The 22852-nt window shown below is 70.2% G+C and carries 19 protein-coding genes; 5 read left to right on the top strand and 14 right to left on the bottom strand.

What is annotated here, in order from left to right:
- Positions 1 to 49: 49 nt before the first annotated feature.
- The 3 genes from orn to AC1P0E_RS11685 form a co-directional block, all read right to left on the bottom strand.
- Positions 50 to 658, bottom strand: coding sequence for an oligoribonuclease (gene orn / locus AC1P0E_RS11695; protein ID WP_482742114.1), 609 nt, complete (start codon positions 656 to 658; stop codon positions 50 to 52).
- 5 nt (positions 659 to 663) lie between these two features.
- Entirely contained in the window at positions 664 to 1905 is a 1242-nt protein-coding gene (locus AC1P0E_RS11690) for a helix-turn-helix domain-containing protein (RefSeq protein WP_482742113.1), read from the bottom strand.
- A gap of 368 nt (positions 1906 to 2273) precedes the next feature.
- A complete protein-coding gene (locus AC1P0E_RS11685; RefSeq protein WP_482742112.1) occupies positions 2274 to 2687 on the bottom strand; it encodes a hypothetical protein in 414 nt (137 codons plus the stop codon).
- Positions 2688 to 2992: 305 nt separating this feature from the next.
- Between AC1P0E_RS11685 and AC1P0E_RS11680 the strand changes: the two genes are divergently transcribed.
- Positions 2993 to 3514 carry a universal stress protein gene (locus tag AC1P0E_RS11680; protein WP_482742111.1) on the top strand — a complete coding sequence of 174 codons (522 nt, stop codon included), beginning with the start codon at positions 2993 to 2995 and terminating at the stop codon, positions 3512 to 3514.
- Positions 3515 to 3548: 34 nt separating this feature from the next.
- Here the strand turns inward: AC1P0E_RS11680 and glmS are convergent, their stop codons facing one another.
- On the bottom strand, positions 3549 to 5366 hold the full coding sequence (gene glmS / locus AC1P0E_RS11675) for a glutamine--fructose-6-phosphate transaminase (isomerizing) (RefSeq protein ID WP_482742110.1): 1818 nt from the start codon (positions 5364 to 5366) through the stop codon (positions 3549 to 3551).
- 34 nt (positions 5367 to 5400) lie between these two features.
- A complete protein-coding gene (locus AC1P0E_RS11670; protein ID WP_482742109.1) occupies positions 5401 to 5682 on the bottom strand; it encodes a hypothetical protein in 282 nt (93 codons plus the stop codon).
- Positions 5683 to 5910: 228 nt separating this feature from the next.
- Between AC1P0E_RS11670 and AC1P0E_RS11665 the strand changes: the two genes are divergently transcribed.
- Positions 5911 to 7518, top strand: a complete 1608-nt coding sequence (locus AC1P0E_RS11665) for a beta-N-acetylhexosaminidase (RefSeq protein ID WP_482742108.1) — start codon at positions 5911 to 5913, stop codon at positions 7516 to 7518.
- 73 nt (positions 7519 to 7591) lie between these two features.
- On the opposite strand, the gene AC1P0E_RS11660 is transcribed toward AC1P0E_RS11665, so the two are convergent.
- The 6 genes from AC1P0E_RS11660 to AC1P0E_RS11635 form a co-directional block, all read right to left on the bottom strand.
- The gene (locus tag AC1P0E_RS11660) at positions 7592 to 9373 is read right to left on the bottom strand and encodes an IucA/IucC family protein (RefSeq protein ID WP_482745726.1); all 1782 of its coding nucleotides are present in this window, start codon (positions 9371 to 9373) and stop codon (positions 7592 to 7594) included.
- Positions 9374 to 9399: 26 nt separating this feature from the next.
- A complete protein-coding gene (locus AC1P0E_RS11655; RefSeq protein ID WP_482742107.1) occupies positions 9400 to 9948 on the bottom strand; it encodes a GNAT family N-acetyltransferase in 549 nt (182 codons plus the stop codon).
- Positions 9945 to 11228 carry a lysine N(6)-hydroxylase/L-ornithine N(5)-oxygenase family protein gene (locus tag AC1P0E_RS11650; protein WP_482742106.1) on the bottom strand — a complete coding sequence of 428 codons (1284 nt, stop codon included), beginning with the start codon at positions 11226 to 11228 and terminating at the stop codon, positions 9945 to 9947. Before AC1P0E_RS11650 ends, AC1P0E_RS11655 begins: the two co-directional genes overlap by 4 nt.
- Positions 11212 to 12666 carry a pyridoxal phosphate-dependent decarboxylase family protein gene (locus AC1P0E_RS11645; protein WP_482742105.1) on the bottom strand — a complete coding sequence of 485 codons (1455 nt, stop codon included), beginning with the start codon at positions 12664 to 12666 and terminating at the stop codon, positions 11212 to 11214. Before AC1P0E_RS11645 ends, AC1P0E_RS11650 begins: the two co-directional genes overlap by 17 nt.
- A 163-nt stretch (positions 12667 to 12829) precedes the next feature.
- A complete protein-coding gene (locus AC1P0E_RS11640) occupies positions 12830 to 13705 on the bottom strand; it encodes a siderophore-interacting protein (protein WP_482742104.1) in 876 nt (291 codons plus the stop codon).
- A 2-nt stretch (positions 13706 to 13707) separates the two neighbouring features.
- Positions 13708 to 14730: an ABC transporter substrate-binding protein gene (locus tag AC1P0E_RS11635; RefSeq protein ID WP_482742103.1), complete on the bottom strand. Its 1023-nt coding sequence runs from the start codon at positions 14728 to 14730 to the stop codon at positions 13708 to 13710.
- Positions 14731 to 14944: 214 nt separating this feature from the next.
- Between AC1P0E_RS11635 and AC1P0E_RS11630 the strand changes: the two genes are divergently transcribed.
- From AC1P0E_RS11630 to AC1P0E_RS11620, 3 genes are all read left to right on the top strand, one after another.
- Complete coding sequence (locus AC1P0E_RS11630) at positions 14945 to 16165, top strand: sensor histidine kinase (RefSeq protein ID WP_482742102.1); 1221 nt, start codon at positions 14945 to 14947, stop codon at positions 16163 to 16165.
- 43 nt (positions 16166 to 16208) lie between these two features.
- Complete coding sequence (locus AC1P0E_RS11625) at positions 16209 to 16892, top strand: response regulator (protein ID WP_482742101.1); 684 nt, start codon at positions 16209 to 16211, stop codon at positions 16890 to 16892.
- A gap of 199 nt (positions 16893 to 17091) precedes the next feature.
- Entirely contained in the window at positions 17092 to 18480 is a 1389-nt protein-coding gene (locus AC1P0E_RS11620) for a vanadium-dependent haloperoxidase (protein ID WP_482742100.1), read from the top strand.
- A gap of 68 nt (positions 18481 to 18548) precedes the next feature.
- Here the strand turns inward: AC1P0E_RS11620 and AC1P0E_RS11615 are convergent, their stop codons facing one another.
- The 3 genes from AC1P0E_RS11615 to AC1P0E_RS11605 are packed head-to-tail and all read right to left on the bottom strand — an operon-like array spanning position 18549 to position 22851.
- Positions 18549 to 19709: an acyl-CoA dehydrogenase family protein gene (locus tag AC1P0E_RS11615; RefSeq protein ID WP_482742099.1), complete on the bottom strand. Its 1161-nt coding sequence runs from the start codon at positions 19707 to 19709 to the stop codon at positions 18549 to 18551.
- A 2-nt stretch (positions 19710 to 19711) separates the two neighbouring features.
- Positions 19712 to 20656 (bottom strand): hydroxymethylglutaryl-CoA lyase, encoded by a 945-nt coding sequence (locus tag AC1P0E_RS11610; protein WP_482742098.1) that lies wholly within the window; start codon positions 20654 to 20656, stop codon positions 19712 to 19714.
- Positions 20653 to 22851 carry an acetyl/propionyl/methylcrotonyl-CoA carboxylase subunit alpha gene (locus AC1P0E_RS11605; protein WP_482745725.1) on the bottom strand — a complete coding sequence of 733 codons (2199 nt, stop codon included), beginning with the start codon at positions 22849 to 22851 and terminating at the stop codon, positions 20653 to 20655. Before AC1P0E_RS11605 ends, AC1P0E_RS11610 begins: the two co-directional genes overlap by 4 nt.
- Between the last annotated feature and the right edge of the window lies 1 nt (position 22852).

The raw sequence follows: 22852 nt of genomic DNA, 5'->3' as shown, positions 1-22852 counted from the left end.
CCCAGAGGGTGCTCGCGCCCGGGTTTAACCGGGTCTCACCGGGTGCTTGTTACGCGTGTTCCGCAGGCAGGACGTACTTCGCGGCGATCTTCTTCGCCGTTTCGGAGTCCGGGCCGGGCTGCGCCACGAAGACCGCCTCCCGGTAGTAGCGCAGCTCCGCGATGGAGTCCTTGATGTCGGCGAGCGCCCGGTGGTTGCCGTTCTTCTCCGGGCTGTTGAAGTACGCCCGCGGGAACCAGCGGCGGGCCAGCTCCTTGACCGACGACACATCCACGATCCGGTAGTGGAGGTAGGCCTCCAGTGTCGACATGTCACGCAGCAGGAAGCCGCGGTCGGTACCGACCGAGTTTCCGCACAGCGGGGCCTTGCCGGGCTCCTTCACGTGTGTGCGTACGTATGCCAGGACCTGCTCCTCGGCGTCGGCCAGCGTCGTTCCGCCGGCCAGCTCGTCGAGCAGGCCCGAGGCGGTGTGCATCTGCCGCACCACCTCGGGCATGGTCTCCAGGGCCGCGTCCGGCGGGCGGATCACGATGTCCACCCCTTCGCCGAGCACGTTGAGCTCCGAGTCGGTGACCAGTGCGGCCACCTCAATGAGTGCGTCGTCCGTCAGCGAGAGCCCGGTCATCTCGCAGTCGATCCACACCATGCGATCGTTCATGTGTCTCACCCTACGGGGCGTTCCCGCTGGCCGGGCAGCGTCGGACGGCCCGGGGTGTACACATCGGAGCTGGGCTTGCCCTGCTCCGAGGCCGCCGACGGGGCCGCCGATGTGGTCGCGGAGGGACCCGTCGACGTACTCGCCGCCGCCGCGCGCCTGGCCTGCGGCAGCACCGATTCCGCGATCTGGCCGCCACCGGACAGCCCTGACGGACCCGTGTGGATCTCGCTCTGCGGACGCCGGGCCCGGTAGGCGGCCCGGTACGCGGCCGGGGACGAGCCCAGCTGGCGCCGGAAATGTCCGCGCAGCGCGACCGGCGAGCGGAAGCCGCAGCGGCCCGCGACCTCGTCGACCGAGTAGTCGGACGTCTCCAGGAGACGCTGCGCCTGGAGCACCCGCTGAGTGATCAGCCACTGCAGGGGAGCGCTCCCGGTGAGCGAACGAAAACGCCGGTCGAAGGTGCGACGGCTCATGTAGGCGCGCGCGGCCAGCGTCTCCACGTCGAACTGTTCGTGGAGATGCTCCAGCGCCCAGGCGACGACCTCCGCGAGCGGGTCGGCGCCGATCTCCTCAGGTAAAGACCTGTCGAGATAGCGCTCCTGCCCGCCGCTGCGGCGCGGCGGTACGACGAGCCTGCGGGCCAGCGCTCCGGCGGCCTCGGTGCCGTGGTCCGTACGCACGATGTGCAGGCACAGGTCGATTCCGGCCGCCGTGCCGGCCGACGTGAGGACGTCGCCGTCGTCGACGAAGAGCTCGCGCGGGTCGACGTGGACCGACGGGTAGCGCTTGGCGAGCGTCGGCGCGTACATCCAGTGCGTGGTGGCCGGGCGGCCGTCGAGCAGCCCGGCTGCCGCCAGCACGAAGGCGCCGGTGCACAGCCCGACGATGCGGGCACCCTCCTCGTGGGCGCGGCGCAGGGCGTCGAGCGCTTCCGGTGGTGGTGGCGAGGTGATGGACCGCCACGCCGGTACGACGACGGTGCCTGCCCGGCTCATCGCGTCCAGGCCGTAAGGGGCGGTCAGTTCGAGACCTCCCGTGGTGCGCAGCGGGCCGTCCTCGCCCGCGCACACCAGTAGCCGGTAGCGGGGCACTCCTGCGTCCTGCCGGTCAATGCCGAACACAGAGAGCGGGATGGAGCTCTCGAAGATGGGGCCGCCGCTGAAGAGCAGTACTGCGACGATCTCCCGGCGGCGGCGTCCGGAGAGCTTCCGTGCGGCCTCCGGTACGGCAGTGGAGTCCTGGCTCATGACGCTAAGCCCCCCTTGGTGTTCGCGTCCTCTCGGTCCTGCACGTTTCCCCTCGGTCCTGCATGATTCCCCCGCCGTATATACCCATGATCGAATCTACTGTGTCCGGTGGTGCCGGCGTGACAACTTCGGCATTCGGCACTATGTCGACAAGGCCACTTGGCGCGAAGCATTCGATCACGAAGCGTTCCACTCGCGGGCCCCGCAGGGAAGTGCGCGTCCCGCTCATGGCCCGTCCCCGTAGGGTGCATTGGCCGGAGACGGTCCTTTCATGCCTGGTGGTACGGGGGTTGGGAGGCCATTGCGCCAAGGGTTGGGTAGCGGCCAGAAGTTGGCTGAAAAGCTACCGGCTCGCGTGTGCGACGCCATCATTCTCCCGGTGCGCTTCCCCCGGCACGACGCCCGCCCCGGTGCGCCCCCGCCGGCCTCTTCCGCACCCGGCCGTGCGCCGCTGCCGCCGCCTCGGCCGCGGCGCGCTCGGACCGGCGCAGCAGTACCCGGCAGACGGCGGTGACGACGGCGAGTCCCAGCGCGGCCGCGGCCGCGCCGCCGAACGACGTGCCGTACATGACGAGGACCACGGGGACGAGGGCGCAGCTGAACGCGGCCCAGCGGACCACTTCGCCGACCGGGTCGGCAGGAGGCTTCGGTCCGCGGTGTGCCGCGGCCGTCGGCTCGGGCGCCCTGCGGCGGCCGCGCGGCGGGGGGACGGCGGCGGTGGGGCCGGTGGGGACCGGGGCGGGGACCGGGCCCGGGGCGGGTGTGGTCGGGGTTCCGGGCACGGCGGGCTCCCTCACGTACGGGTGGGCGCGTGACTAACGGACGGCGGCCCCGTGGGGTCACTGCGGTCCGCCTGCCGAGACACCTGTAAGGGGCAACCGGCATTGCCTTACGGGCCGGGCTCGTGCATGCTCCCTTGGACGCCGCGTGAGGGACGGCGGGCTCTGGGCAGGGAGAGGAGTGTCGCCGTACCCTTGGGGGTATGGGCTTGGGAAGATGATTCCCGGACACAGCTCCACCACCAATTGCCGCTTCTTCCCTCAATAAAAGCGACCCCTCCCAAGAGGACTTCTTCGCCGAGACACCCATGGCCGGTCACGAAATCCCCGAACCCGCGGACCGCAAGCAGGTCGTCCATCCCCTGGACGACCTCCGGGCGGTGGAACAAACGCGCCACGCCTGCGATCCCGCCTTCCAGCACGGTGTCGTCGTCGGATTCGACGGCTCCACGTCCAGCGAGCGGGCGCTTTCGTATGCCATCGGCATGGCGGTGCGGTCGGGCTCCGGCCTGATCATCGTCCACGTCGCGAACCGGCTGCCGACCACGGTCTGGGCGGGCTGCGAGCCCCCGGTCTTCGTGGACGTACCGGACCACCGCACCGAGGTGCTCGGGCTGGAACTGGCCTGCGCCGACTATCTCGCCGAAGTGCCGTGGATCCTCGTCGAGCGTGGTGGCGACATCTGCCACGAGCTGGAGGAGGTCGGCCAGGAGTACTCGGCCGACGCCATCGTGGTCGGATCGACGCACGGCATCGTCGGGCGGATCTTCGGCTCGGTGGCGGGCCGGCTGGCGCGGCGCGCGCAGCGGCCGGTCATCGTGATCCCGTAACCGTTCGTTACGGGATCACAAGACCCGTCGGCTGCTACTCCACCGTCACGGACTTGGCGAGGTTGCGCGGCTTGTCGATGTCGCGACCCATGGCCAACGCGGTGTGATATGCGAGCAGTTGGAGCGGAATGCCCATGAGGATCGGGTCCAGCTCCGTCTCGTTCTTCGGGACCACAATGGTGTGGTCGGCCTTTTCCTGCTCGCGGTGCGCGACCGCCAGGATCCGGCCGCTGCGCGCCTTGATCTCCTCCAGCGCCGCGCGGTTCTTCTCCAGCAGCTCGTCGTCGGGCACGATCGCGACCGTCGGCAGCGCGGGCTCGATCAGCGCGAGCGGGCCGTGCTTGAGCTCGGAGGCCGGGTACGCCTCGGCGTGGATGTAGGAGATCTCCTTCAGCTTGAGGGAGGCCTCCAGGGCCACCGGGTAGCCGCGGACCCGCCCGATGAACATCATCGACTGGGCGCCCGCGTACTCCTCGGCGATCTTCTTGATGTCGTCCTCGGTCTTCAGGATCTCCGCGATCTGGGCGGGCAGCTTGCGCAGGCCCGCGATCAGCCGCTTGCCGTCCGAGACCGACAGGTCGCGGATGCGGCCCAGGTGCAGGGCGAGCAGTGCGAAGGCGACGACCGTGTTGGTGAAGCACTTGGTGGAGACGACGCAGACCTCGGGGCCGGCGTGGACGTACATGCCGCCGTCGGCCTCGCGGGCGATCGCCGAGCCGACGACGTTGACCACGCCGAGGACGCGGGCGCCCTTGCGCTTCAGCTCCTGCACGGCCGCCAGCACGTCGTAGGTCTCACCGGACTGGGAGACCGCGACGTAGAGGGTGTCGGGGTCCACGACGGGGTTCCGGTAGCGGAACTCCGACGCGGGCTCGGCGTCGGCGGGGATGCGGGCCAGCTCCTCGATCAGCTGCGCGCCGATCATGCCCGCGTGGTACGACGTGCCGCAGCCGAGGATCTTGACGCGGCGGATGCCGCGCGCCTCGCGGGCGTCCAGGTTCAGGCCGCCCAGGTGCACGGTGGAGAAGCGGTCGTCGATGCGGCCGCGCAGCACGCGGTCCACGGCGTCGGCCTGCTCGGAGATCTCCTTGTGCATGTACGTGTCGTGGCCGCCCATGTCGTACGACTCGGCCTCCCACTCCACGGTGGTCGGCGTGGCCGTCGTACGCGAGCCCTCGGTGGTGTACGTACGGAAGTCGTCGGCCTTGAGGGTGGCCATCTCGCCGTCTTCGAGCGTGACGATCTGGCGGGTGTGCGAGACGAGCGCGGCGATGTCGGAGGCGACGAACATCTCCTTCTCGCCGATGCCGAGGACGACCGGCGAGCCGTTGCGGGCGACGACGATGCGGTCGGAGAAGTCGGCGTGCATGACGGCGACGCCGTACGTGCCCTCGACGTGGCGCAGCGCCTCGCGGACCTTCTCCTCCAGCGTCACGGCCTGCGAGCGCGCGACGAGGTGGACCAGGACCTCGGTGTCGGTCTCGGAGAGGAACTCGACGCCGTCGGCGACGAGCTTGGCGCGCAGCTCGGTGGCGTTGTCGATGATGCCGTTGTGTACGACGGCGACCTTGCCCTCGGCATCGAGGTGCGGGTGGGCGTTCTCGTCGCTCGGGGCGCCGTGGGTGGCCCAGCGGGTGTGCGCGATGCCGGTGGTGCCGGCGAAGCGCTTGGGGACCTTGGCCTCCAGGTCGCGGACGCGGCCCTTCGCCTTGACCATCTTCAGGCCGCTCGCCTTGGGGCTCGTGATGACGATGCCCGCCGAGTCGTAGCCGCGGTACTCCAGGCGCTGGAGGCCTTCGAGCAGCAGCGGGGCGACGTCACGCTTGCCGATGTAACCGACGATTCCGCACATACAGTCTGTATCCCTCGAGTCGTTGTGTAGGTGCTCAGCCGTAGACGATGCGGCGCAGCTGTCGGAGCGAGAGCTCCGGTGGCGCCACGGCGCGGTGTGGCATCTCGGCCGCGATCCGTTCGAAGATCTCCGCGTTCACCAGGCCGCCGGACTGCAGCTCACGGTGTCGGCGGCGCACAAAATCCTCGGCCGTCTCGTCGAAGTACGCCAGCACGTCGAGCACCACCCGGGCGGCCTCACCGCGCGGGAGCGCGGTGCTGCGGACCAGGTGGTCGATGAGGTCGTCGTACGGGGACGACGTGCGGCGTTCGAGCACCCGTAGATACTGCGGGCGAGCCGGGGTCGTACGCAAGAAATCTGCCCGTAATCGGGCAGGATTTCGGTCACAGGAGGAAATTGACGGCTCACGGGTGCGTTTGGCTCGGGGAAGACACGGGCGGGGAAGTGGTCTAAACCCTTGACCCTGAAGCGGGGCGCGCGATACCCATGGTGACCGTTCGCCTGCACCACGCCACTGTTGCGAAGCCCGCCGAAGGGACCGCCCGTGAGTCAACGCAGAAGAATTCCACGCCTGTTCGCCCCGCTGCTGCTCGTCGTCGCCGCCGGAGCGACGAGCGTCGCGGCCGGCCCGGCCGCCGCCCGGCCCGCCGTGGAAGCAAGACCATTGGGCCAAGTGATTCCGGCGCCCGCCTCCGTCTCCGAGAGCGGGCCTTCTTATGCCCTCACGGGCCGCACGCGCATCCGGGTCGACGACGACTCGCGCGAGGCCCGGCGGATCGGCTCGTACCTCGCGGACATACTGCGCCCGTCCACCGGCTTCGCACTGCCCGTCACCGAACGGGACGCCAAGGACGGCATCCGCCTGCGGCTCGGCTCCAAGGACGCCTCGCTGGGCGACGAGGGCTACCGCCTGGACTCCGGCCGCCACGGGGTGACCATCACCGCCCGCAAGCCCGCCGGGCTCTTCCACGGGGTGCAGACGCTCCGTCAGCTGCTGCCCGCCTCGGTGGAGAAGGACGCGCGGCAGCAGGGGCCCTGGACGGTCGCGGGCGGCACCATCAAGGACGCGCCGCGCTACGGCTACCGGGGCGCGATGCTCGACGTGTCGCGGCACTTCTTCAGCGTCGACAAGGTCAAGACGTACATCGACCAGATGGCGCTCTACAAGGTCAACAAGCTGCACCTGCACCTCTCCGACGACCAGGGCTGGCGCATCGCCATCGACTCCTGGCCGCGCCTGACGACGTACGGCGGCTCGACACAGGTCGGCGGCGGCCCCGGCGGCTACTACACGAAGGCCGACTACAAGGAGATCCTGCGGTACGCCGCCTCCCGCCACCTGGAGGTCGTCCCCGAGATCGACCTGCCCGGCCACACCAACGCGGCCCTCGCCTCGTACGCCGAACTGAACTGCGACGGCGTCGCGCCGCCCCTCTACACGGGCACGAACGTGGGCTTCAGCTCGCTGTGCGTGGCGAAGGACATCACGTACCGGTTCGTGGACGACGTGGTGCGGGAGATCGCCGCGATGACGCCCGGCAAGTACATCCACATCGGCGGCGACGAGGCGCATTCCACGCCGCACGCGGACTACGTCGCCTTCATGGACAAGGCGCAGGCCATCGTCGGCAAGTACGGCAAGACGGTGATGGGCTGGCACCAGCTGACGGGCGGCAACCCGGTCAAGGGCGCGGTCGCGCAGTACTGGGGGCTCGACAGGACCTCGGCCGCGGAGAAGGCGCAGGTCGCCAATGCCGCGAAGAACGGCACGAAGCTGGTGCTGTCGCCGGCGGACCGCGCGTACCTCGACATGAAGTACGACAAGAGCACCCCGCTGGGGCTCGCCTGGGCGGGCTACGTCGAGGTGGAGCGCTCGTACGACTGGAACCCGGGGACGTACCTGCCGGGCGCGCCCGCCGAGTCCGTCCTGGGAGTCGAGGCGCCGATGTGGTCCGAGACGCTGTGGACCAATGACCAGGTCGAGTACATGGCGTTCCCGAGGCTGCCGGGCATCGCCGAGCTGGGCTGGTCGCCGGCTGCCACGCACGACTGGGACACGTACAAGATGCGGCTGGCGGCCCAGGGGCCGCGGATGTCCGCACTCGGCATCGACTACTACCGCTCACCGCAGGTGCCCTGGCCTGCGGAGTAACCGGATCGTCGGATGGTGCGGCGGGCGTCCGTGAGGGCCTTGGACACGGGCGCCCGCCCGTCATTCGTCCCGGTCAGGCGCGTGCGAACCGCGCGATCGGGTTGGTGAGGGTGCCGACGAGCTGGAGCGCGCCCGCCGGGTCCTGAAGGTCGACCATCTGCTTGTTGTCGCGCAGCTGGAGCCGGTTCAGGCAGGACAGCGCGAATTCGGGCGCGAACATGTCGTACTGCTTGAACTTGTCCGCGAGGTGAGGGTGGGCCTCCTGGTAGTCGGCCACGCAGTCCGCGACCGCCTGCCAGAAGGTGTCCTCGTCGAGTACGCCGTCGGTGACGAGCGTGGCGCCGAGGAAGCGGAAGAAGCAGTCGAAGACGTCGGTGAAGATCGACAGCAGCTTCATGTCCTCCGGCACCTCGGCGCGCACGCGCTCGACGGCGGGCGGCAGTACGGCGTCCGGGTCCATCACGCAGATCTCTTCCGCGATGTCCTTGAAGACGGCGCGGGTGACGACGCCGTCCTCGATGGCGAGGATGACGTTCTCGCCGTGCGGCATGTAGACCAGGTCGTAGGCGTAGAAGCTGTGCAGCAGCGGCGTGAGGTACGCGTGGAGGTAGCGCCGCAGCCAGTTGGCCGGATCGAGACCCGACTCGGCGATCAGGGCACCCGCGAAGGACGCGCCGTCGTGGTCGGTGTGCAGCAGCGACGCCATGGTGGCGAGGCGCTCGCCCGGCGCGAGGGCGGGGACGGGGCTCTCGCGCCAGAGTGCGGCGAGCATTTTCAGGTACGGGGAGCCCTTGGCGGTGGCGGCCTCGTACTGGCGGTGGTGGTAGCCGATGGCCGCGCGCTCGCGGATGATCGTCAGGCCGGTTCCCTGGAGGGTCTCGTCGTTCGCGATCAGGCCGGCCAGCCAGTCGTTGATGGCGGGCGTGGCCTCCATGTAGGCGGCCGAAAGTCCGCGCATGAAGCCCATGTTGATGACGGACAAGGCTGTTTTGACGTAGTGCTTGGCCGGGTCGCTGGTGTTGAAGAAGGTACGGATCGACTGCTGGGCGAGGTACGTGTCGTCGCCCGCGCCGAGGCAGACGAGGCGCTGCTGGGCGACCTCGGCGGAGAAGGTGACGGACAGCTTGTTCCACCACTGCCAGGGGTGGACGGGGATGAGGTAGTAGCCGGCCATGTCGAGGCCGAGGCCGGCCAGCGTCGCCGCGAACCGGTCGATGGTCGCGTCGCCCAGTTCCTCGCGTACGAAGCTCTCGTAGTCGAGCCCGGCGCCGGCCGTGAAGGTGGCGTGGTCGCGGCGGGCGGCCAGCCAGATCAGCTGGACGGGGGCGGCGGTCTCGGGGGCGTACGCGCGGTACTCGTTGATGCCGAAGCCGAGCCGGCCGTTGTTGGCGACGAAGCAGGGGTGGCCCTCGGTCATCCCGGTCTCGATGGCCTGGAAACCGGCGCGGGTGAGGGCGGCGGCCGTGATGGGCGTCTTGGTGAGCTTGTACGCCGTACCGGAGAGGGTGGAGCTGATCTCCTCCAGGTAGACGGGGAGGACCTCCGCGCTCAGGCCGAGCGCCTCGCGCAGCTCGATGAAGAATTCGAGCGCGTCGACGGGGATCTCGGCGCCGTCGCGGTGGCGGGTGATGGACTCGGCGAAGACCTGCCAGTGGTCCAGCTCGTGGCGGCGGGCGGCGAAGCGGTACTCGGTCTTGCCGTCGTCGCTGCGAATGGAATACCGGTCGTTGCCGAGGGGCTCGGGGGTGAGCAGGCGCTCGTGGGAGAACTCGGCGAGGGCCTTGCGGACGAGCAGGCGGCTCGCGTGGGCCCAGTGCTCGGGGGTGAGGTGGGAGACGGCGTCGGCGGGGGTCACGGCGGCGGGGGTCACGTCGGCGGGGTTCACAGGGCGGCTCCCACAGCGGCGTTGAAGCTTTCGCGCGTGCAGACGCTCAGATACGCGTCCTTCTCCGGCTTGGCGATCTTCTCGACGATCTCGAAGCCGACGGCCTCGTTGAGGCGGTGGACGGCGGCGTTGCGTACGTCGGGCTCGACGACGACGCGGCGGGTGGCCGGGTCGTCGAACAGGGTCTCCATCACCGCGGTGATCACGGAGCGCGTGAAGCCATGCACGGGCTTGTCGGTCGGCGCGACCAGGAAGTGCATGCCGACGTCGCCGGGCTGCGCGTCGTACAGGCCGACCAGCTCGACGTGGGCCGGGTCGTACCGCTCCATGAGGAAGGCGGGCTCGCCCTCGTACAGACCGATGTAGGCGTCGTGGTGCTCGGCCGCGGATATCGCCATGTACTCGCGCTCGACGTCCGGCAGCGACGCGTCCTGCATCATCCAGAAGGCGGCTTTGGGGTGGGTGACCCAGCCGTGCAGGAGTTCCGCGTCCGCGAACGGGTCGAGGGGGCGGATGGTGAATGCGCTGTTGCTGGTGGTGCTCATATGGCGAACTCCTGGAAAGCGATGGCCTTCTCGACCGGGTAGTACTCGGAGCCCAGCAGCTCACCGATGATGAAGGCGTTGCGGTACGCGCTCATGCCCAGGTCGGGTGAGGTGATGCTGTGGGTGTGGACGGCGGCGTTCTGGAGGAAGATGCCGCGTCCCGTCGTGTCGATGCTGTAGTTGCGGGCCACGTCGTAACGGCCCTGACCGTCCCAGCGGATCCGGTCCCGTACGCCCTCCAGGAACGCGGGCGGGCGGTAGCGGTAGCCGGTCGCGAGGACGAGGCCCTCGGTGCTCAGCTCGAAGTCCTTGCCCTGCTCCTCCTGGCGCAGTCCGAGGCTGTACGTCGCGGTCTCGGCGTCGTAGCTCGCGGTGTTGAGGGAGGAGTTGGTGAGGAGACGGGTGGGGACCGGGCCCTTGAGGCTCTTCTGGTAGAGCAGGTCGAAGATGGCGTTGATCAGCTCGGAGTCGATGCCCTTGAAGAGGTTCTTCTGCTCCGACTCCAGGCGGTAGCGGGTCGCCTCCGGGAGCGCGTGGAAGTAGTCGACGTACTCCGGGGAGGTCATCTCCAGCGTGAGCTTGGTGTACTCCAGCGGGAAGAAGCGCGGCGAGCGGGTGACCCAGTTGAGCCGGTAGCCGTGCACGTCGATCTCGGAGAGGAGGTCGTAAAAGATCTCCGCCGCGCTCTGGCCGCTGCCGACCAGGGTGATGGACTTCTTGGCCTGGAGCGCTTCTTTGCCGCTCACGTAGCGCGAGTTGTGGATGAAGTCGCCGCCGAGGTCCTGGCAGGCGTCCGGGATGTACGGCGGGGTGCCGGTGCCCAGGACCACGTGGCGGGCGCGGTAGGTGGTGTCCTGGGTGCGGACGACGTACAGCTCGGACCCGGCGTCGTACTCGACCGAGGCGACCGTCTGGTTGAAGCGGATGTTGCTCAGCTTCGCGGCGGCCCAGCGGCAGTAGTCGTTGTACTCGGTCCGCAGCGGATAGAAGTTCTCGCGGATGTAGAAGGAGTACAGCCGTCCGGACTCCTTCAGGTACTGGAGGAAGGAGTACGGCGAGGTCGGGTCGGCCATCGTGACCAGGTCCGACATGAACGGCGTCTGGAGGTGGGCGCCTTCGAGGAACATACCGGCGTGCCACTCGAAGTTCGGCTTGGTCTCCAGGAAGAGACCTTTGAGCTCGTCGATCGGCTCGCTCAGGCAGGCGAGGCCGAGGTTGAACGGACCGAGTCCGATACCGATGAAATCAAGAGGCGCATGAGGCTCAAGAGGCGTGGACAAGGGACTCTCCCAGGTACTGCTCGGCGTGGCCGGCGATGAGGTCGAGTACGGCCGCGATGTCGGTCAGCGTCGTCTCGGGGTTGAGAAGGGTGAACTTCAGGTAGTGCTTGCCGCCGACCTTCGTCCCGGCCACGACGGCGTCGCCGGAGGCGAACAGCGCCTTGCGGGCGTAGAGGTTGGCGCGGTCGATCACCGCGGGGCTGGTGACGTCGGCCGGGATGTAGCGGAAGACGAGGGTGGAGAGGGTGGGCTGGACGACGACGTCGTAGCGCGGGTCGCCGGCGAGCAGCTGCCAGCCGTCGGCGGCCAGGTCGCACACCTCGTCGAAGAGCTCGCCGACACCGTCCGCGCCCATGGTGCGCAGGGTCATCCACAGCTTGAGGGCGTCGAAGCGGCGGGTGGTCTGGAGGGACTTGTCGACCTGGTTGGGTATGCGCTCCTCGGCCATCCGGCGCGGGTTGAGGTAGTCGGCGTGGTACGTCGCGTGGCGCAGGGTGGCGCCGTCGCGGACCAGCAGCGCGCTCGAACTCACGGGCTGGAAGAAGGACTTGTGGTAGTCGACGGTGACCGAGTCGGCGTGCTCGATGCCGTCGAGGAGGTGGCGGCGGCTGCGGGAGGCCAGCAGCCCGCAGCCGTACGCCGCGTCGACATGCATCCAGGCGCCGTACAGCTCGCACAGCTCGGCTATCTCGGGGAGCGGGTCGATGGAGCCGAAGTCGGTGGTGCCGGCGGTGGCGACGACGGCCATCGGGACGAGGCCCTCGCTCGCGCAGCGGGCCAGCTCGCGGGCGAGGGCCACGGTCTGCATGCGCTTGTCGCCGTCGCAGGGGATCGCGACGACGGCCTCGGGGGAGAGGCCGAGGAGTTTCGCGGACTTCTGGACGCTGAAGTGGCCGCACTCGGAGGCGAAGACGCGCAGCTTGGCCGAGTCGTCGCTCTTGGCCTCCTCGCGGGCGAGGAGCAGGGCCTGGAGGTTGGACTGGGAGCCGCCGCTCGTGAAGACGCCGTCGGCGTTGGTCTCGGCGTTCGTACCGAAGCCGATGCGGCTCGCCGTCCAGTCGACCAGGCGGCGCTCGATGAGGGTGGCGCCCGCGCTCTGGTCCCACGTGTCGAGGGAGGAGTTCACGGCGGAGAGCACGGCCTCGGCGGCGACGGCCGGGATGACGACCGGGCAGTTGAGGTGCGCGAGGTAGCGCGGGTGGTGGAAGTAGACCGCGTCGCGGAGGTAGACGGATTCGAGCTCGTCCAGGGCGGAGGTGATGTCACCGAGCGGCCGGTCGAGGTCTATCGCGTCGAACTCGGGGGCGAGCTGCTCCGGAGTGATGCCGGTGAACGGCCGGTCGGTCGCGGCGAGTTTGTCCGCCACCCGCTCGACCGCGGCGATGGCGGTCCGGCGATACCGCTCGGCGGTCGTGTCATTGAGCAGGTGTGAGCGCATGAACTGTCCTCCCGGGTACGGGAATTCAACGCGTCCTCAGGACAGGAGAGGGGGGCGAGGGCGCGATGTGTAAGTAAGGTTAGCCTAACCTAACTTGACCTCGCAACGACCCTCGCCCCCCAGGGGACTCAGCTGTTGCAGTGAAGCGTACGAGGCTTGTCGCCTACGCCTCTTCCTCTTCCGCCCGCTCGCGGAGCTGCTCCTCGCTCAGCCCGCGACGCCAATAGCCTACGAACGTCACACGCTTGCGGTCGAACTCGCGCTCCCGGACGAGATGGCGGCGCAGCGCCCGTACGGCCGAGGACTCACCCGCGATCCAGGTGTACGGCGTACCTTCGGGCAACTCGGCGTCGGGCACGGCGCGTACGGCGTCAACCGCGGCGGGCGCGTTTTCGTCCCGTACCAGCCAGGTGATGTCGGCGGCGGCCGCCGTGGTCAGCTCCAAGCGGTCGTCGGCGTGCTGGACCTCGATCCAGACCTTGGCCTTCGTCCCGGCCGGCAGCCACTCCAGGGCGGCCGCGGCGGCCGGCAGAGCCGTCTCGTCCGCCCACATCAGGACCCAGTCGGTGTCCTCGGGAGGGCGGAAGCGCACGGCGGTGTTGTCCTCGATCGCGGGGCCGAGGACCACGACACGGTCGCCCGGACGCGCCTTCGCCGCCCAGCGGCAGGCGGGTCCGCCGTCGCCGTGGAGCGCGAAGTCGATGTCGACCTCGTCGGCCTGTGCTCCGTCGGCGGCGCGGCGCTGCTCGCGCAGGGTGTACGAGCGCATGACCGCGCGTACGTCGTCGGGCAGCGCGCGGTACGCCCCGAACCAGTCCGGCTCGGTCTCCGGCGGAAGCACCGGCTCCGGCTGGCCGGGGTGCGGCAGGAAGAGCGAGAGGCTCTGGTCGCGGCCCCCGGAGGCGAAGGCCCGCAGGTCCTCGCCTCCGAACGTGACCCTGAGCAGGGAGGTGCTGAGCCGTCGCGTCCGTACGACCGTCAGGCCGAAGAAGCGGAACGGGACGATGGTGACGGCGGCGGCGACCTCAGTCCCTGTCATCGTCAGGCGACCTTCTTGGCCTTCTCGATGGCCTCGGCGAGGTCCTCGAGGATCGGCGCGCACTTGTCGTAGGAGTAGATCGGCTCCGTGGTGCGCGGTACGACCTGGCCGGCCTTGACGGCGGGCAGGCGGGTCCAGGTGGGCTTGTCCTTGAGGGCGGACGGCTGCAGGACGCCGGTCCGGTTGTCCATCATGATGATGTCGGCCTTGTACTTGTCGACGTTCTCCCAGCTCAGGCTCTCGAAGAAGCCGGCCGCGTCCACCTTCGGCTCGACGAACTTCACGCCCAGCTCCTGGAAGTAGAGCGTGTCCGCGGACATCTTCGCGAGGGAGACGTAGAAGAGGTCCGGGCTCGCGGAGCCGATCATGACCTTGACCTTCGGGTTGGCCTTGGCGGCCTGGCGCAGGCGCTCGGCGGCCTTCTCGAAGCGGGCCTTGGCGTCGGTGGTCTTCTTGGCCGTGACGTCGGCGCCGAGCGACTCGGCGAGGTCGGCGTGGCGCTGGATCGCCTTGGGGATGGTGGTCTCCGCGGCCCACAGGGCGACGCTCGGAGCGACCTTGAGGATCTTCGCGGTGGACGCCTCGGGGACGTACCAGAGCTTGTCCTTCTCCCACATGGCCGTGACCAGCAGGTCGGGGTTCAGGGCGACGTAGGCCTCGACATTGAACTCGTCGTAGACGTTTCCGATGATCTTGACCTTGCTGATGTCGAGGTCACCGGCCTGGACGTCGGCCTTGCCGTCGGCGGTCTTGGTCGGGCCGAACACGCCCTTGACCTCAACGCCGAAGTCGTGGAGCGCGGCGGCGACGCCGGTGAACGCGACGATGTTCTTGGGAGTGGCGGGGCTCTTCACCGTCTTGCCGCGGTCGTCCTTGAAGGACCACGGCCCCGACTTCCCCGCGGCCTTGTCCTCGCTTTTCGCGGAGGTCTCGCCGCAGGCGGTCAGCGCGGCGCCGATGCCGAGGGCACCGCCGACGGCCAGCAGGTTGCGACGGGAAAGGTGGGAAGCTCGGGCGTGAGGCATGACGGTGTCTGCTTTCATACGTGCGGGGTCCACCACGGGACAAGTCCGAGGGTAGGTTAGCCTAACCTCACACGTTGTCCAGGGGCCGGCCTCGGGAATTGCCCGGGGTGCGACCGCCCGCCCAGGCCCTGAAGAGACGTCCCGGCGCGCACGGATCGCAGCGGGCGCGCGTAAGTCACCCTTTGTGCCCGGGTGTTGGCGCTACGCTGCGCCGATGCTCTCGAAGGCCTGGCGGGCCGGGTCGCGTCGCCGGATTCCCCCGCTCGTCGTGGACGCGATTCTCACGCTGTCGTACGTGGGCGTCAGTCTGCTGCTCGGTCACGAGCATCCGCCCCCGGGGTGGCGGGAGATGGACCGGACCGGCGTCGCCCTCATCTGGCTGGTCAACCTTCCGCTGGTGGTGCGCAGGCGGTCACCCGTCGCCGTAATGGCCGTGCTGTCCGCCCTGTGGGCCCTCTACATCCACCTCGGCTACTGGCCGGTCGTGAACTCGTTCGGCTCGCTGATGGCCCTCTACACCGTCGCTTCCTTGCGTACGCCGCGCACGACGGCCGCCTGCGCCTTCCTCGTCAGCCTGACCTGGTGGTACGGCGGCTGGGCCCGCGAGGGCAGTTCCATGCCGACGGTGATCGCCCAGAGTGTGGTGATTCCCGCAGGAATCTGCTGGTTCGGTACCGCGGCCCGGCATCTCGCCGAACGCAACGCGCAACTGGCCGTCCTCGCCGCCCAGCTGGAGCGGGAACAGGAGGAGCGGGCGCGACGGGCCGTCACCGACGAGCGCGTACGCATCGCCCGGGAGCTCCACGACGTCGTCGCCCACCACCTGTCCGTCATCTCCGTCCAGGCGGGGCTGGCCCAGTACGTCGTCACCTCCGACCCGGCCACGGCGGAGAACGCCCTGCGCACGGTGGGCGAGACGACGCGCGAGGCGCTGCACGAGATGCGCCGCACGCTGTCGCTGCTCCGCGCGGACCCGGAGGTGGAGGGCGATACCGGCGACGGGTTCGCGCCCGCTCCCGGCCTCGGCCGGCTGGACGAACTGACCCGGCGGGTACGGGACGCGGGCGTCCCGGTGCGGCTGCGGGTCACGGGGCAGGCACGTCCGCTGGCACCGGGAGCCGAACTGTGCGCGTACCGGATAGTCCAGGAGGCGCTCACCAACGTGCTCAAGCACGCCCCCACGGCCCGGCGCGTGGACGTCGAGGCCGACTACCGGCCGGACGAGGTACGCATCACCGTCACCGACGACGGCATCCGCGGCGGTACGGATCCTGCCGGATTCGGCGCCGGGCACGGCCATGGCTTGATCGGCATGCGGGAGCGCGCCAAGCTCTACGGCGGGAGTCTGTCCGCGGGGCCGCGGCGCGAGGGAGGGTTCGAGGTCGGACTCGTACTGCCCGCGCGGCGCGCACCCGGTGTGCAGAAAGGAGGTTGACGGGCCGGGGAACGCCGGCTCGGTGAAGGGGGAACCGACCGCTGTGACCACGGTGCTCGTTGTCGACGACCAGGACCTCATCCGGGCGGGCCTCGCGGCGCTGCTCAGGGCGGCTCCGGGGATCGAGGTGGCCGGCGAGGCGGCTGACGGCGAGGAGGCCGTACGGCTGGCGTCGCTGCTGCGCCCGGAAGTGATCCTCATGGACATCCGCATGCCGGGCATGAGCGGCATCACCGCCACCGAGCGCATCCTCGCGGAGGCCGGGGACCCTCCGCCCAAGATCATGGTGCTGACCACCTTCGACCTGGACGAGTACGTGTACGCCGCCCTACGGGCCGGAGCCAGCGGATTCCTGCTCAAGGCCGCCGGACCCGAGCGGCTGCTGACTGCCATCGGCGTGGTCGCCACCGGTGACCTGCTGTTCGCACCCACCGTCACGCGCCGCCTGATCGAGTCGTACCTGCACTCCCCGCTGGTCCGGGCCGCCGAGCCGGCGCGTCCGGACCCCCTGTCCGTGCTCACCTCGCGCGAGCTGGAAGTGCTGCGCTTCGTCGCCACCGGTCTGTCGAACCCGGAGATCGCCGGCAAGCTCGTCATCAGCGAGTCGACGGTCAAGACCCATCTCAACCGGACGATGACGAAGCTCGGCCTGTCCAGCCGCGCGCAGGCCGTGGTGCTCGCCTACGAGACCGGCCTTGTCGTACCCGGCGCGCCGGACCCGGGCTGACGGCGCCCCAGGCCGGGCTGACGGTGCCCCGAGGCCCCGGCCGGCTGTTCGTGTACCGCCGTAGTCCACAAGGACATCAACCCTGCGTGCGACGCGCCCGCCCCCGCGCCCGCCCTAGGCTCTCGCAGTGCCGGCACGGGGACGGGACACACGGGGGCCCCGCGCCGGCGCATCCATGCCGAGACGAGGGGGACGACCCATGGAGCCGTACGCGAGACCCTTACTCAGCCGCAGGCGCGCCCTTGGCCTGCTGGCCGCGACCGGTGCGCTCACCGCGCTGCCGGCCACCGCCCGCCACGCCGGCGCGGCGCCCAGGCCCGCGTCCGCCCGGGCGGCCGCCTTCGTGGGCGACCCCGTCCACTACTGGAACGGCGTCCTGCTGGACCTGTTCAGGAAGCAGACCGGTGTCGGACCGGGGCCGCTCGCGCGTGCGGCAGCCATGACCAACGTGGCGATGTTCGACGCCGTCAGTGCGTACTACAACACCTGGTACAAGATGAGTTACCGGCCGTACCTGGAAGCGCCCAAGTACTCCGGGGCGCCCTTCCAGCAGGGCCCGGACGAGCAGGAACGCGTGATCGGGTTCACGGCCCGCGACATTCTCGTGCGGCTCTTCCCGAACGAGAGCCTGTTCGTCAACCAGCGCTTCAAGGACCGGTTCGGCAACGACTGGACCGCCTTCGACATCATCAAGCCGCTGGTCGCGGAGCCCACGGCCAAGCGGGTCTGGGACCACCGACTGCTCGACGGGTCGGCCAACGAGGACGCGTACAGCGTCGACGGAAAACCCGGCGCCTGGCGTCCGACCGGCGGTGCGGGCTGCTCGCAGGAGAGCGACGCGGTCGACCCCTACTGGGGGCTGGTGGAGCCCTTCGCCATCCCGGCCGGCGCGCATTTCCGGCCACCGACGCCGGAGCGCTTCGGTACGTACGAAGGCCTCCTCGCCAGTGAGGAGTACCGCAGGCAGGTCGAGGAGGTCCGCCGGGTGGGTTCGGCCACCGCTTCGACCGCCGACCGTGACGCCGACAAGACCGCCGCCGCGTGGTTCTGGGCGAACGACGCCGACCGGACGTACAAGCCGCCGGGGCAGCTGATCGACCACACGCGCGTCGTCGCCGCGCTGCGGAAGCTGGACACCTATGAGAACGCCCGGCTGTTCGCGCTTCTCTCGCTGGCCCTCGCGGACGCCGCGATCGCGGAGTGGGACGTGAAGTACCGTACGGAGATCGACTTGTGGCGGCCGGTCTCGGCCATCCGCGAGGGCCTTGGTGACGCGGCCTGGCAGCCTCTCGGCGCGACGCCGTGCTTCCCCGCCTGGGCCTCGGGGCACGCCACGTTCGCCGGGGCGTGGGGCACGATCATGCGGGCGTACTTCAAGACCGACGCGATCGCGTTCGAGGGCAGGACAGACGACACCAAGTCACCCGTGCGCTCTCGAAGGTTCACCGGCTTCCGACACGCCGAGGAGGAGAACGCCATGAGCCGCCTCTACCTGGGCGTGCACTACCGCTGGGACGCCACCGACGGTTTGCAGCTCGGCCGCGACGTCGGCAACCACGTCTTCACGAACAAGCTCCAGGCGATCTGACGGGCTCCCGGCCCCGCACCGTGTGGCCTTGTGGTGCGGGGCCTTGTGGTGCGGGGGCCGGTCGGGCGTCAGCCGGTGAGGCCCAGTTCGCGGGCGATCAGCATGCGCTGGACCTCGCTCGTGCCCTCCCCGATCTCAAGGATCTTGGAGTCGCGCCACATGCGGGCCACCGGGTACTCGTTCATGAAGCCGTAGCCGCCGTGGATCTGGGTGGCCTCGCGGGCGTTGTCGACCGCGACCGTGGAGGAGTACAGCTTCGCGAGCGCCGCCTCCTTCTTGAACGGCTCGCCCTGGACCAGGCGTGACGCGGCGTCGCGCCAGCCGATGCGCGCCATGTGGGCACGCATCTCCATGTCGGCGATCTTGAACTGGATCGCCTGGTTGGAGCCGATCGGGCGGCCGAAGGTGTGACGCTCCTTCGCGTACGCCACGGATTCGTCGACGCAGCCCTGGGCCAGGCCCGTCGCGAGTGCCGAGATCGCGACGCGGCCCTCGTCGAGGATGCGCAGGAACTGGGCGTAACCCCGGCCCTCTTCGCCGAGGAGGTTGGCGAGCGGGACACGTACGTCGGAGAAGGACAGCTCGCGGGTGTCCGAGGCGTTCCAGCCGACCTTGGAGTACGGGGCGGCGACGGTGAAGCCGGGGGTGCCGGACGGGACGATGATCGCGGAGATCTCCGGCTTCCCGTCGGGCTTGCGGCCCGTCACGGCGGTGACGGTGACCAGGCCGGTGATGTCCGTACCGGAGTTGGTGATGAAGCACTTGGAGCCGTTGATGACCCACTCGTCGCCTTCGCGGCGTGCGGTGGTCTTCGTGCCGCCGGCGTCCGAGCCGCAGTCCGGTTCGGTCAGGCCGAACGCGCCCAGCAGTTCGCCCGAGCACAGGCGCGGCAGCCATTCGCGCTTCTGCTCTTCCGTGCCGAAGCGGAAGACGGGCATCGCGCCGAGCGAGACGCCCGCTTCGAGGGTGATGGCCACCGATGAGTCGACGCGGGCCAGTTCTTCGAGGGCGATGCCGAGCGCGAGGTAGTCGCCGCCCATGCCGCCGTACTCCTCGGGGAAGGGCAGGCCGAAGAGGCCCATGCGGCCCATCTCGCGGACGATCTCGTACGGGAACTCGTGGCGCTCGTAGAGGTCGCCGATCTTCGGGGCGACGACGTCGTGGGCGAACTCCTCGACCGTGCGGCGGAGTTCTTCGTGTTCGGGGGAGAGGCGGTGGTCGAGGGGCATGGCTACGACTCCTTGTGGGACAGGGCACGCACGGTGCGGGAGGGGCTGGGGCGGCCCAGCCGGTCGGCCATCCACGCGCTGGTGGCGGTGAGACGGCCGAGGTCGACCCCGGTTTCGATTCCGAGGCCGTCGAGCATCCACACGAGGTCTTCGGTGGCGAGATTTCCGGTGGCGCTCTTCGCGTACGGGCAGCCGCCGAGGCCGCCCGCCGAGGCGTCCACGGTGGTGACGCCGTGCTGGAGCGCGGCGAGCGTGTTGGCGAGGGCCTGGCCGTACGTGTCGTGGAAGTGCACGCCGATAGCGGGGGTCGGGACCCCGGCCTCGTTGAGGTGGGCGAGCAGGCTCTGTACGTGGCCGGGGGTGGCCACGCCGATCGTGTCGCCGAGGCTCAGCTCGTCGCAGCCGAGGTCGAGGAGCGCCTTGGCGACCCTGACGACTTGGGGGACCGGGACCGCGCCTTCCCAGGGGTCGCCGAAGCACATGGAGAGGTAGCCGCGTACGTGGATGCCGTCCTGCTTGGCGCGGGCGACGACCGGCTCGAACATGGCGAGCGACTCGTCGACGGTCCGGTTGAGGTTGCGGCTCGCGAAGGTCTCGGTGGCGCTCCCGAACACGGCGATGCGGCGCGCGCCGAGGGCGAGGGCGCGGTCGAGGCCGCGGGCGTTCGGTACGAGGACGGGGAGCTCGGCGGTCCCCCGCAAGTCGTGCAGGAGCGGGAACAGGTCCTCGGCATCGGCCAGCTGGGGCACCCACTTGGGGTGCACGAAGCTGGTCGCCTCGACGGTGCTCAGACCGGCGTCGGCGAGCCGGTGGATGAACTCCGCCTTCACCTCGGTCGGTACGACGGTCTTCTCGTTCTGGAGGCCGTCGCGGGCGCCGACTTCGTGGATGCGTACGTGAGCCGGAAGGCCCGTCGCCGGCAGGCGCATGGGCAGCCCCTCGGTCATGACTCCTCCTGCGGCTGGGGCGTGACGACGGCCAGGACCTGGTCCATGGCGACGGTGGAGCCCGGCGTCACGTCGAGCTCGGTGACGGTGCCGGCGTGCGGGGCGGAGATGACGTGCTCCATCTTCATCGCCTCGACGACGAGCAGGCTCTGCCCGGCGTCGACCTGCTCCCCGACGGCCACCTTGACGACGGTGACGGTGCCGGGCATGGGCGCGGCGAGGGTGTCGACGCCCGAGCGGGCGGCGCCGGTCAGGCCGGCCTCGACGGGGTCGTGGACCTGGACGTGCCAGGCGTCCCCGTCCCGGCCCAGCCAGGTGCCCTCCGGGCTGGTCGCGTGGCTGAAGGTGTGCGTGACGCCGGCGAGTTCGACGGTGACGGTGTCGGCGTCGGCGCTGACGAGGCGCGCGCGGGTGGACAGCTTCTCTTCCCCCACCCCGCCGCTGCCCGGCTGTGACACCTGCGGCTCCGCCGCGAGAGGGGGCAGGTCCCCGGGCCCCCGGGGCGGCAGCTGCGCGCCGTTCGGCGTCACCGGTTCCAGGGGGATGGCGGTTGCCAGGTCCGGGGCTGTCGGGTGCGGGTCGGGGAGCTGGAGCTCCAGGCCCGCCGCCGTGCTGCGCAGGCGGATCACCACCGGGTCGTGGCCCGGGACTCGCACGTGGTGCACCGTCCAGGCGGGCGTGCCGCCCAGGCGCCAGCCCGTGCGGGCGGAGAAGGGGTCCGTCCAATGCGGTGTGCTGCCGGCGCCGGCCGGGACCTGCCCAGCGCCCCGGAGGACCGGAGCCGTCCCCCCGGCCCGCAGCAGCGCCGCCGTCGCGTACACCTCGGGCGGGATTCCGTCCGGGATCAGGCCGTCCGCGTCGCGTTCGACCAGACCCGTGTCCAGCGCCCCCGAGACCACGTCCGGGTGGGCCAGCAGGCGGCGCAGGAAGCCCGCGTTCGTCGGTACGCCCAGGGTGACCGTGTCCGCGAGGGCGGCGCGCAGCCGGCGCAGGGCCGTGGCGCGGTCCGGGGCGTACGCGATGACCTTGGAGAGCATCGGGTCGTAGAGGCTGCCGACCTCCGTGCCCTCGGTGAGCCCGGAGTCCGTGCGTACGCCGTCGCCCTGCGGCTCGTGCAGGGCGAGGATCGTACCGCCGGAGGGGAGGAAGCCGCGGGAAGGGTCCTCCGCGCAGATGCGGGCCTCCACCGCGTGTCCGGTGAGGGTGACGTCCTTCTGCGTGAAGGGGAGTTCCTCGCCGGCCGCCACCCGCAACTGCCACTCCACCAGATCCAGGCCGGTGATCAGCTCCGTCACCGGGTGCTCCACCTGGAGGCGGGTGTTCATCTCCATGAAGAAGTACGACGACGGGTCGTTCCCCGGGACGATGAACTCCACCGTGCCCGCACCCCGGTAGCCGCACGAGCGTGCCGCCTGGACCGCCGCCTCGCCCATCGCCGCGCGGGTCGCCTCGTCGAGGAGTACCGACGGGGCCTCTTCGATGATCTTCTGGTGGCGGCGTTGCAGGGAGCATTCGCGCTCGCCGAGGTGGACCACGTTTCCGTGGGCGTCCGCCAGGACCTGGATCTCGATGTGCCGGGGGCGGTCGATCCACCGCTCCACCAGCAGTGTGTCGTCGCCGAACGACGCCCGCGCCTCGCGCCGCGCCGCCGCGATCTCGTCGGCCAGCGCCGACTCGACCCGCGTGAGGCGCATGCCCTTGCCGCCACCGCCGGCCGACGGCTTCAGCAGGACCGGCATGCCGATCTCCCGCGCCGCCGCGGCCAGTTCGGCATCGGTCAGCCCGCTGCCGGACGAGCCGGGAACGACCGGCACGCCCGCCGCCCGTACCGTCTCCTTCGCCCGGATCTTGTCGCCCATGAGGGCGATGGCGGAGGCGGGAGGGCCGATGAAGGCGAGGCCCGCGTCCGCGCACGCCTGCGCGAACCCGGCGTTCTCGGCGAGGAAGCCGTAGCCCGGGTGGACGGCCTGCGCGCCGGTACGGGCCGCCGCCTCCAGCAGCCGGTCCGTGCGCAGGTAGGAGGCCGACGCGGCCGCCGGGCCGATACGGACCGCCGTGTCCGCCTCCCGTACATGACGGGCATCCGCGTCCGCGTCGCTGAACACGGCCACCGAGCGCACGCCCAGCTCCCGCAGCGTGCGGATGACGCGGACCGCGATCTCGCCGCGGTTGGCGACGAGCACTGTGTCGAACATC

The sequence above is a fragment of the Streptomyces sp. TRD_SC_5 genome (assembly GCF_056836825.1).
The sequence above is the reverse complement of the archived record's forward strand: the minus strand, read 5'-3'. Positions and strand labels throughout refer to the sequence as shown.

Excerpts from the sequence above, each read along its gene's own strand:
- AC1P0E_RS11645 (WP_482742105.1), bottom strand. The coding sequence starts at position 12,666 with ATGCGCTCACACCTGCTCAATGACACGACCGCCGAGCGGTATCGCCGG.
- AC1P0E_RS11605 (WP_482745725.1), bottom strand. The coding sequence starts at position 22,851 with ATGTTCGACACAGTGCTCGTCGCCAACCGCGGCGAGATCGCGGTCCGC.
- AC1P0E_RS11630 (WP_482742102.1), top strand. The coding sequence starts at position 14,945 with ATGCTCTCGAAGGCCTGGCGGGCCGGGTCGCGTCGCCGGATTCCCCCG.
- glmS (WP_482742110.1), bottom strand. The coding sequence starts at position 5,366 with ATGTGCGGAATCGTCGGTTACATCGGCAAGCGTGACGTCGCCCCGCTG.
- AC1P0E_RS11680 (WP_482742111.1), top strand. The coding sequence starts at position 2,993 with ATGGCCGGTCACGAAATCCCCGAACCCGCGGACCGCAAGCAGGTCGTC.
- AC1P0E_RS11655 (WP_482742107.1), bottom strand. The coding sequence starts at position 9,948 with ATGAGCACCACCAGCAACAGCGCATTCACCATCCGCCCCCTCGACCCG.
- AC1P0E_RS11635 (WP_482742103.1), bottom strand. The coding sequence starts at position 14,730 with ATGCCTCACGCCCGAGCTTCCCACCTTTCCCGTCGCAACCTGCTGGCC.
- AC1P0E_RS11610 (WP_482742098.1), bottom strand. The coding sequence starts at position 20,656 with ATGACCGAGGGGCTGCCCATGCGCCTGCCGGCGACGGGCCTTCCGGCT.
- AC1P0E_RS11690 (WP_482742113.1), bottom strand. The coding sequence starts at position 1,905 with ATGAGCCAGGACTCCACTGCCGTACCGGAGGCCGCACGGAAGCTCTCC.
- AC1P0E_RS11615 (WP_482742099.1), bottom strand. The coding sequence starts at position 19,709 with ATGCCCCTCGACCACCGCCTCTCCCCCGAACACGAAGAACTCCGCCGC.
- AC1P0E_RS11620 (WP_482742100.1), top strand. The coding sequence starts at position 17,092 with ATGGAGCCGTACGCGAGACCCTTACTCAGCCGCAGGCGCGCCCTTGGC.
- orn (WP_482742114.1), bottom strand. The coding sequence starts at position 658 with ATGAACGATCGCATGGTGTGGATCGACTGCGAGATGACCGGGCTCTCG.
- AC1P0E_RS11640 (WP_482742104.1), bottom strand. The coding sequence starts at position 13,705 with ATGACAGGGACTGAGGTCGCCGCCGCCGTCACCATCGTCCCGTTCCGC.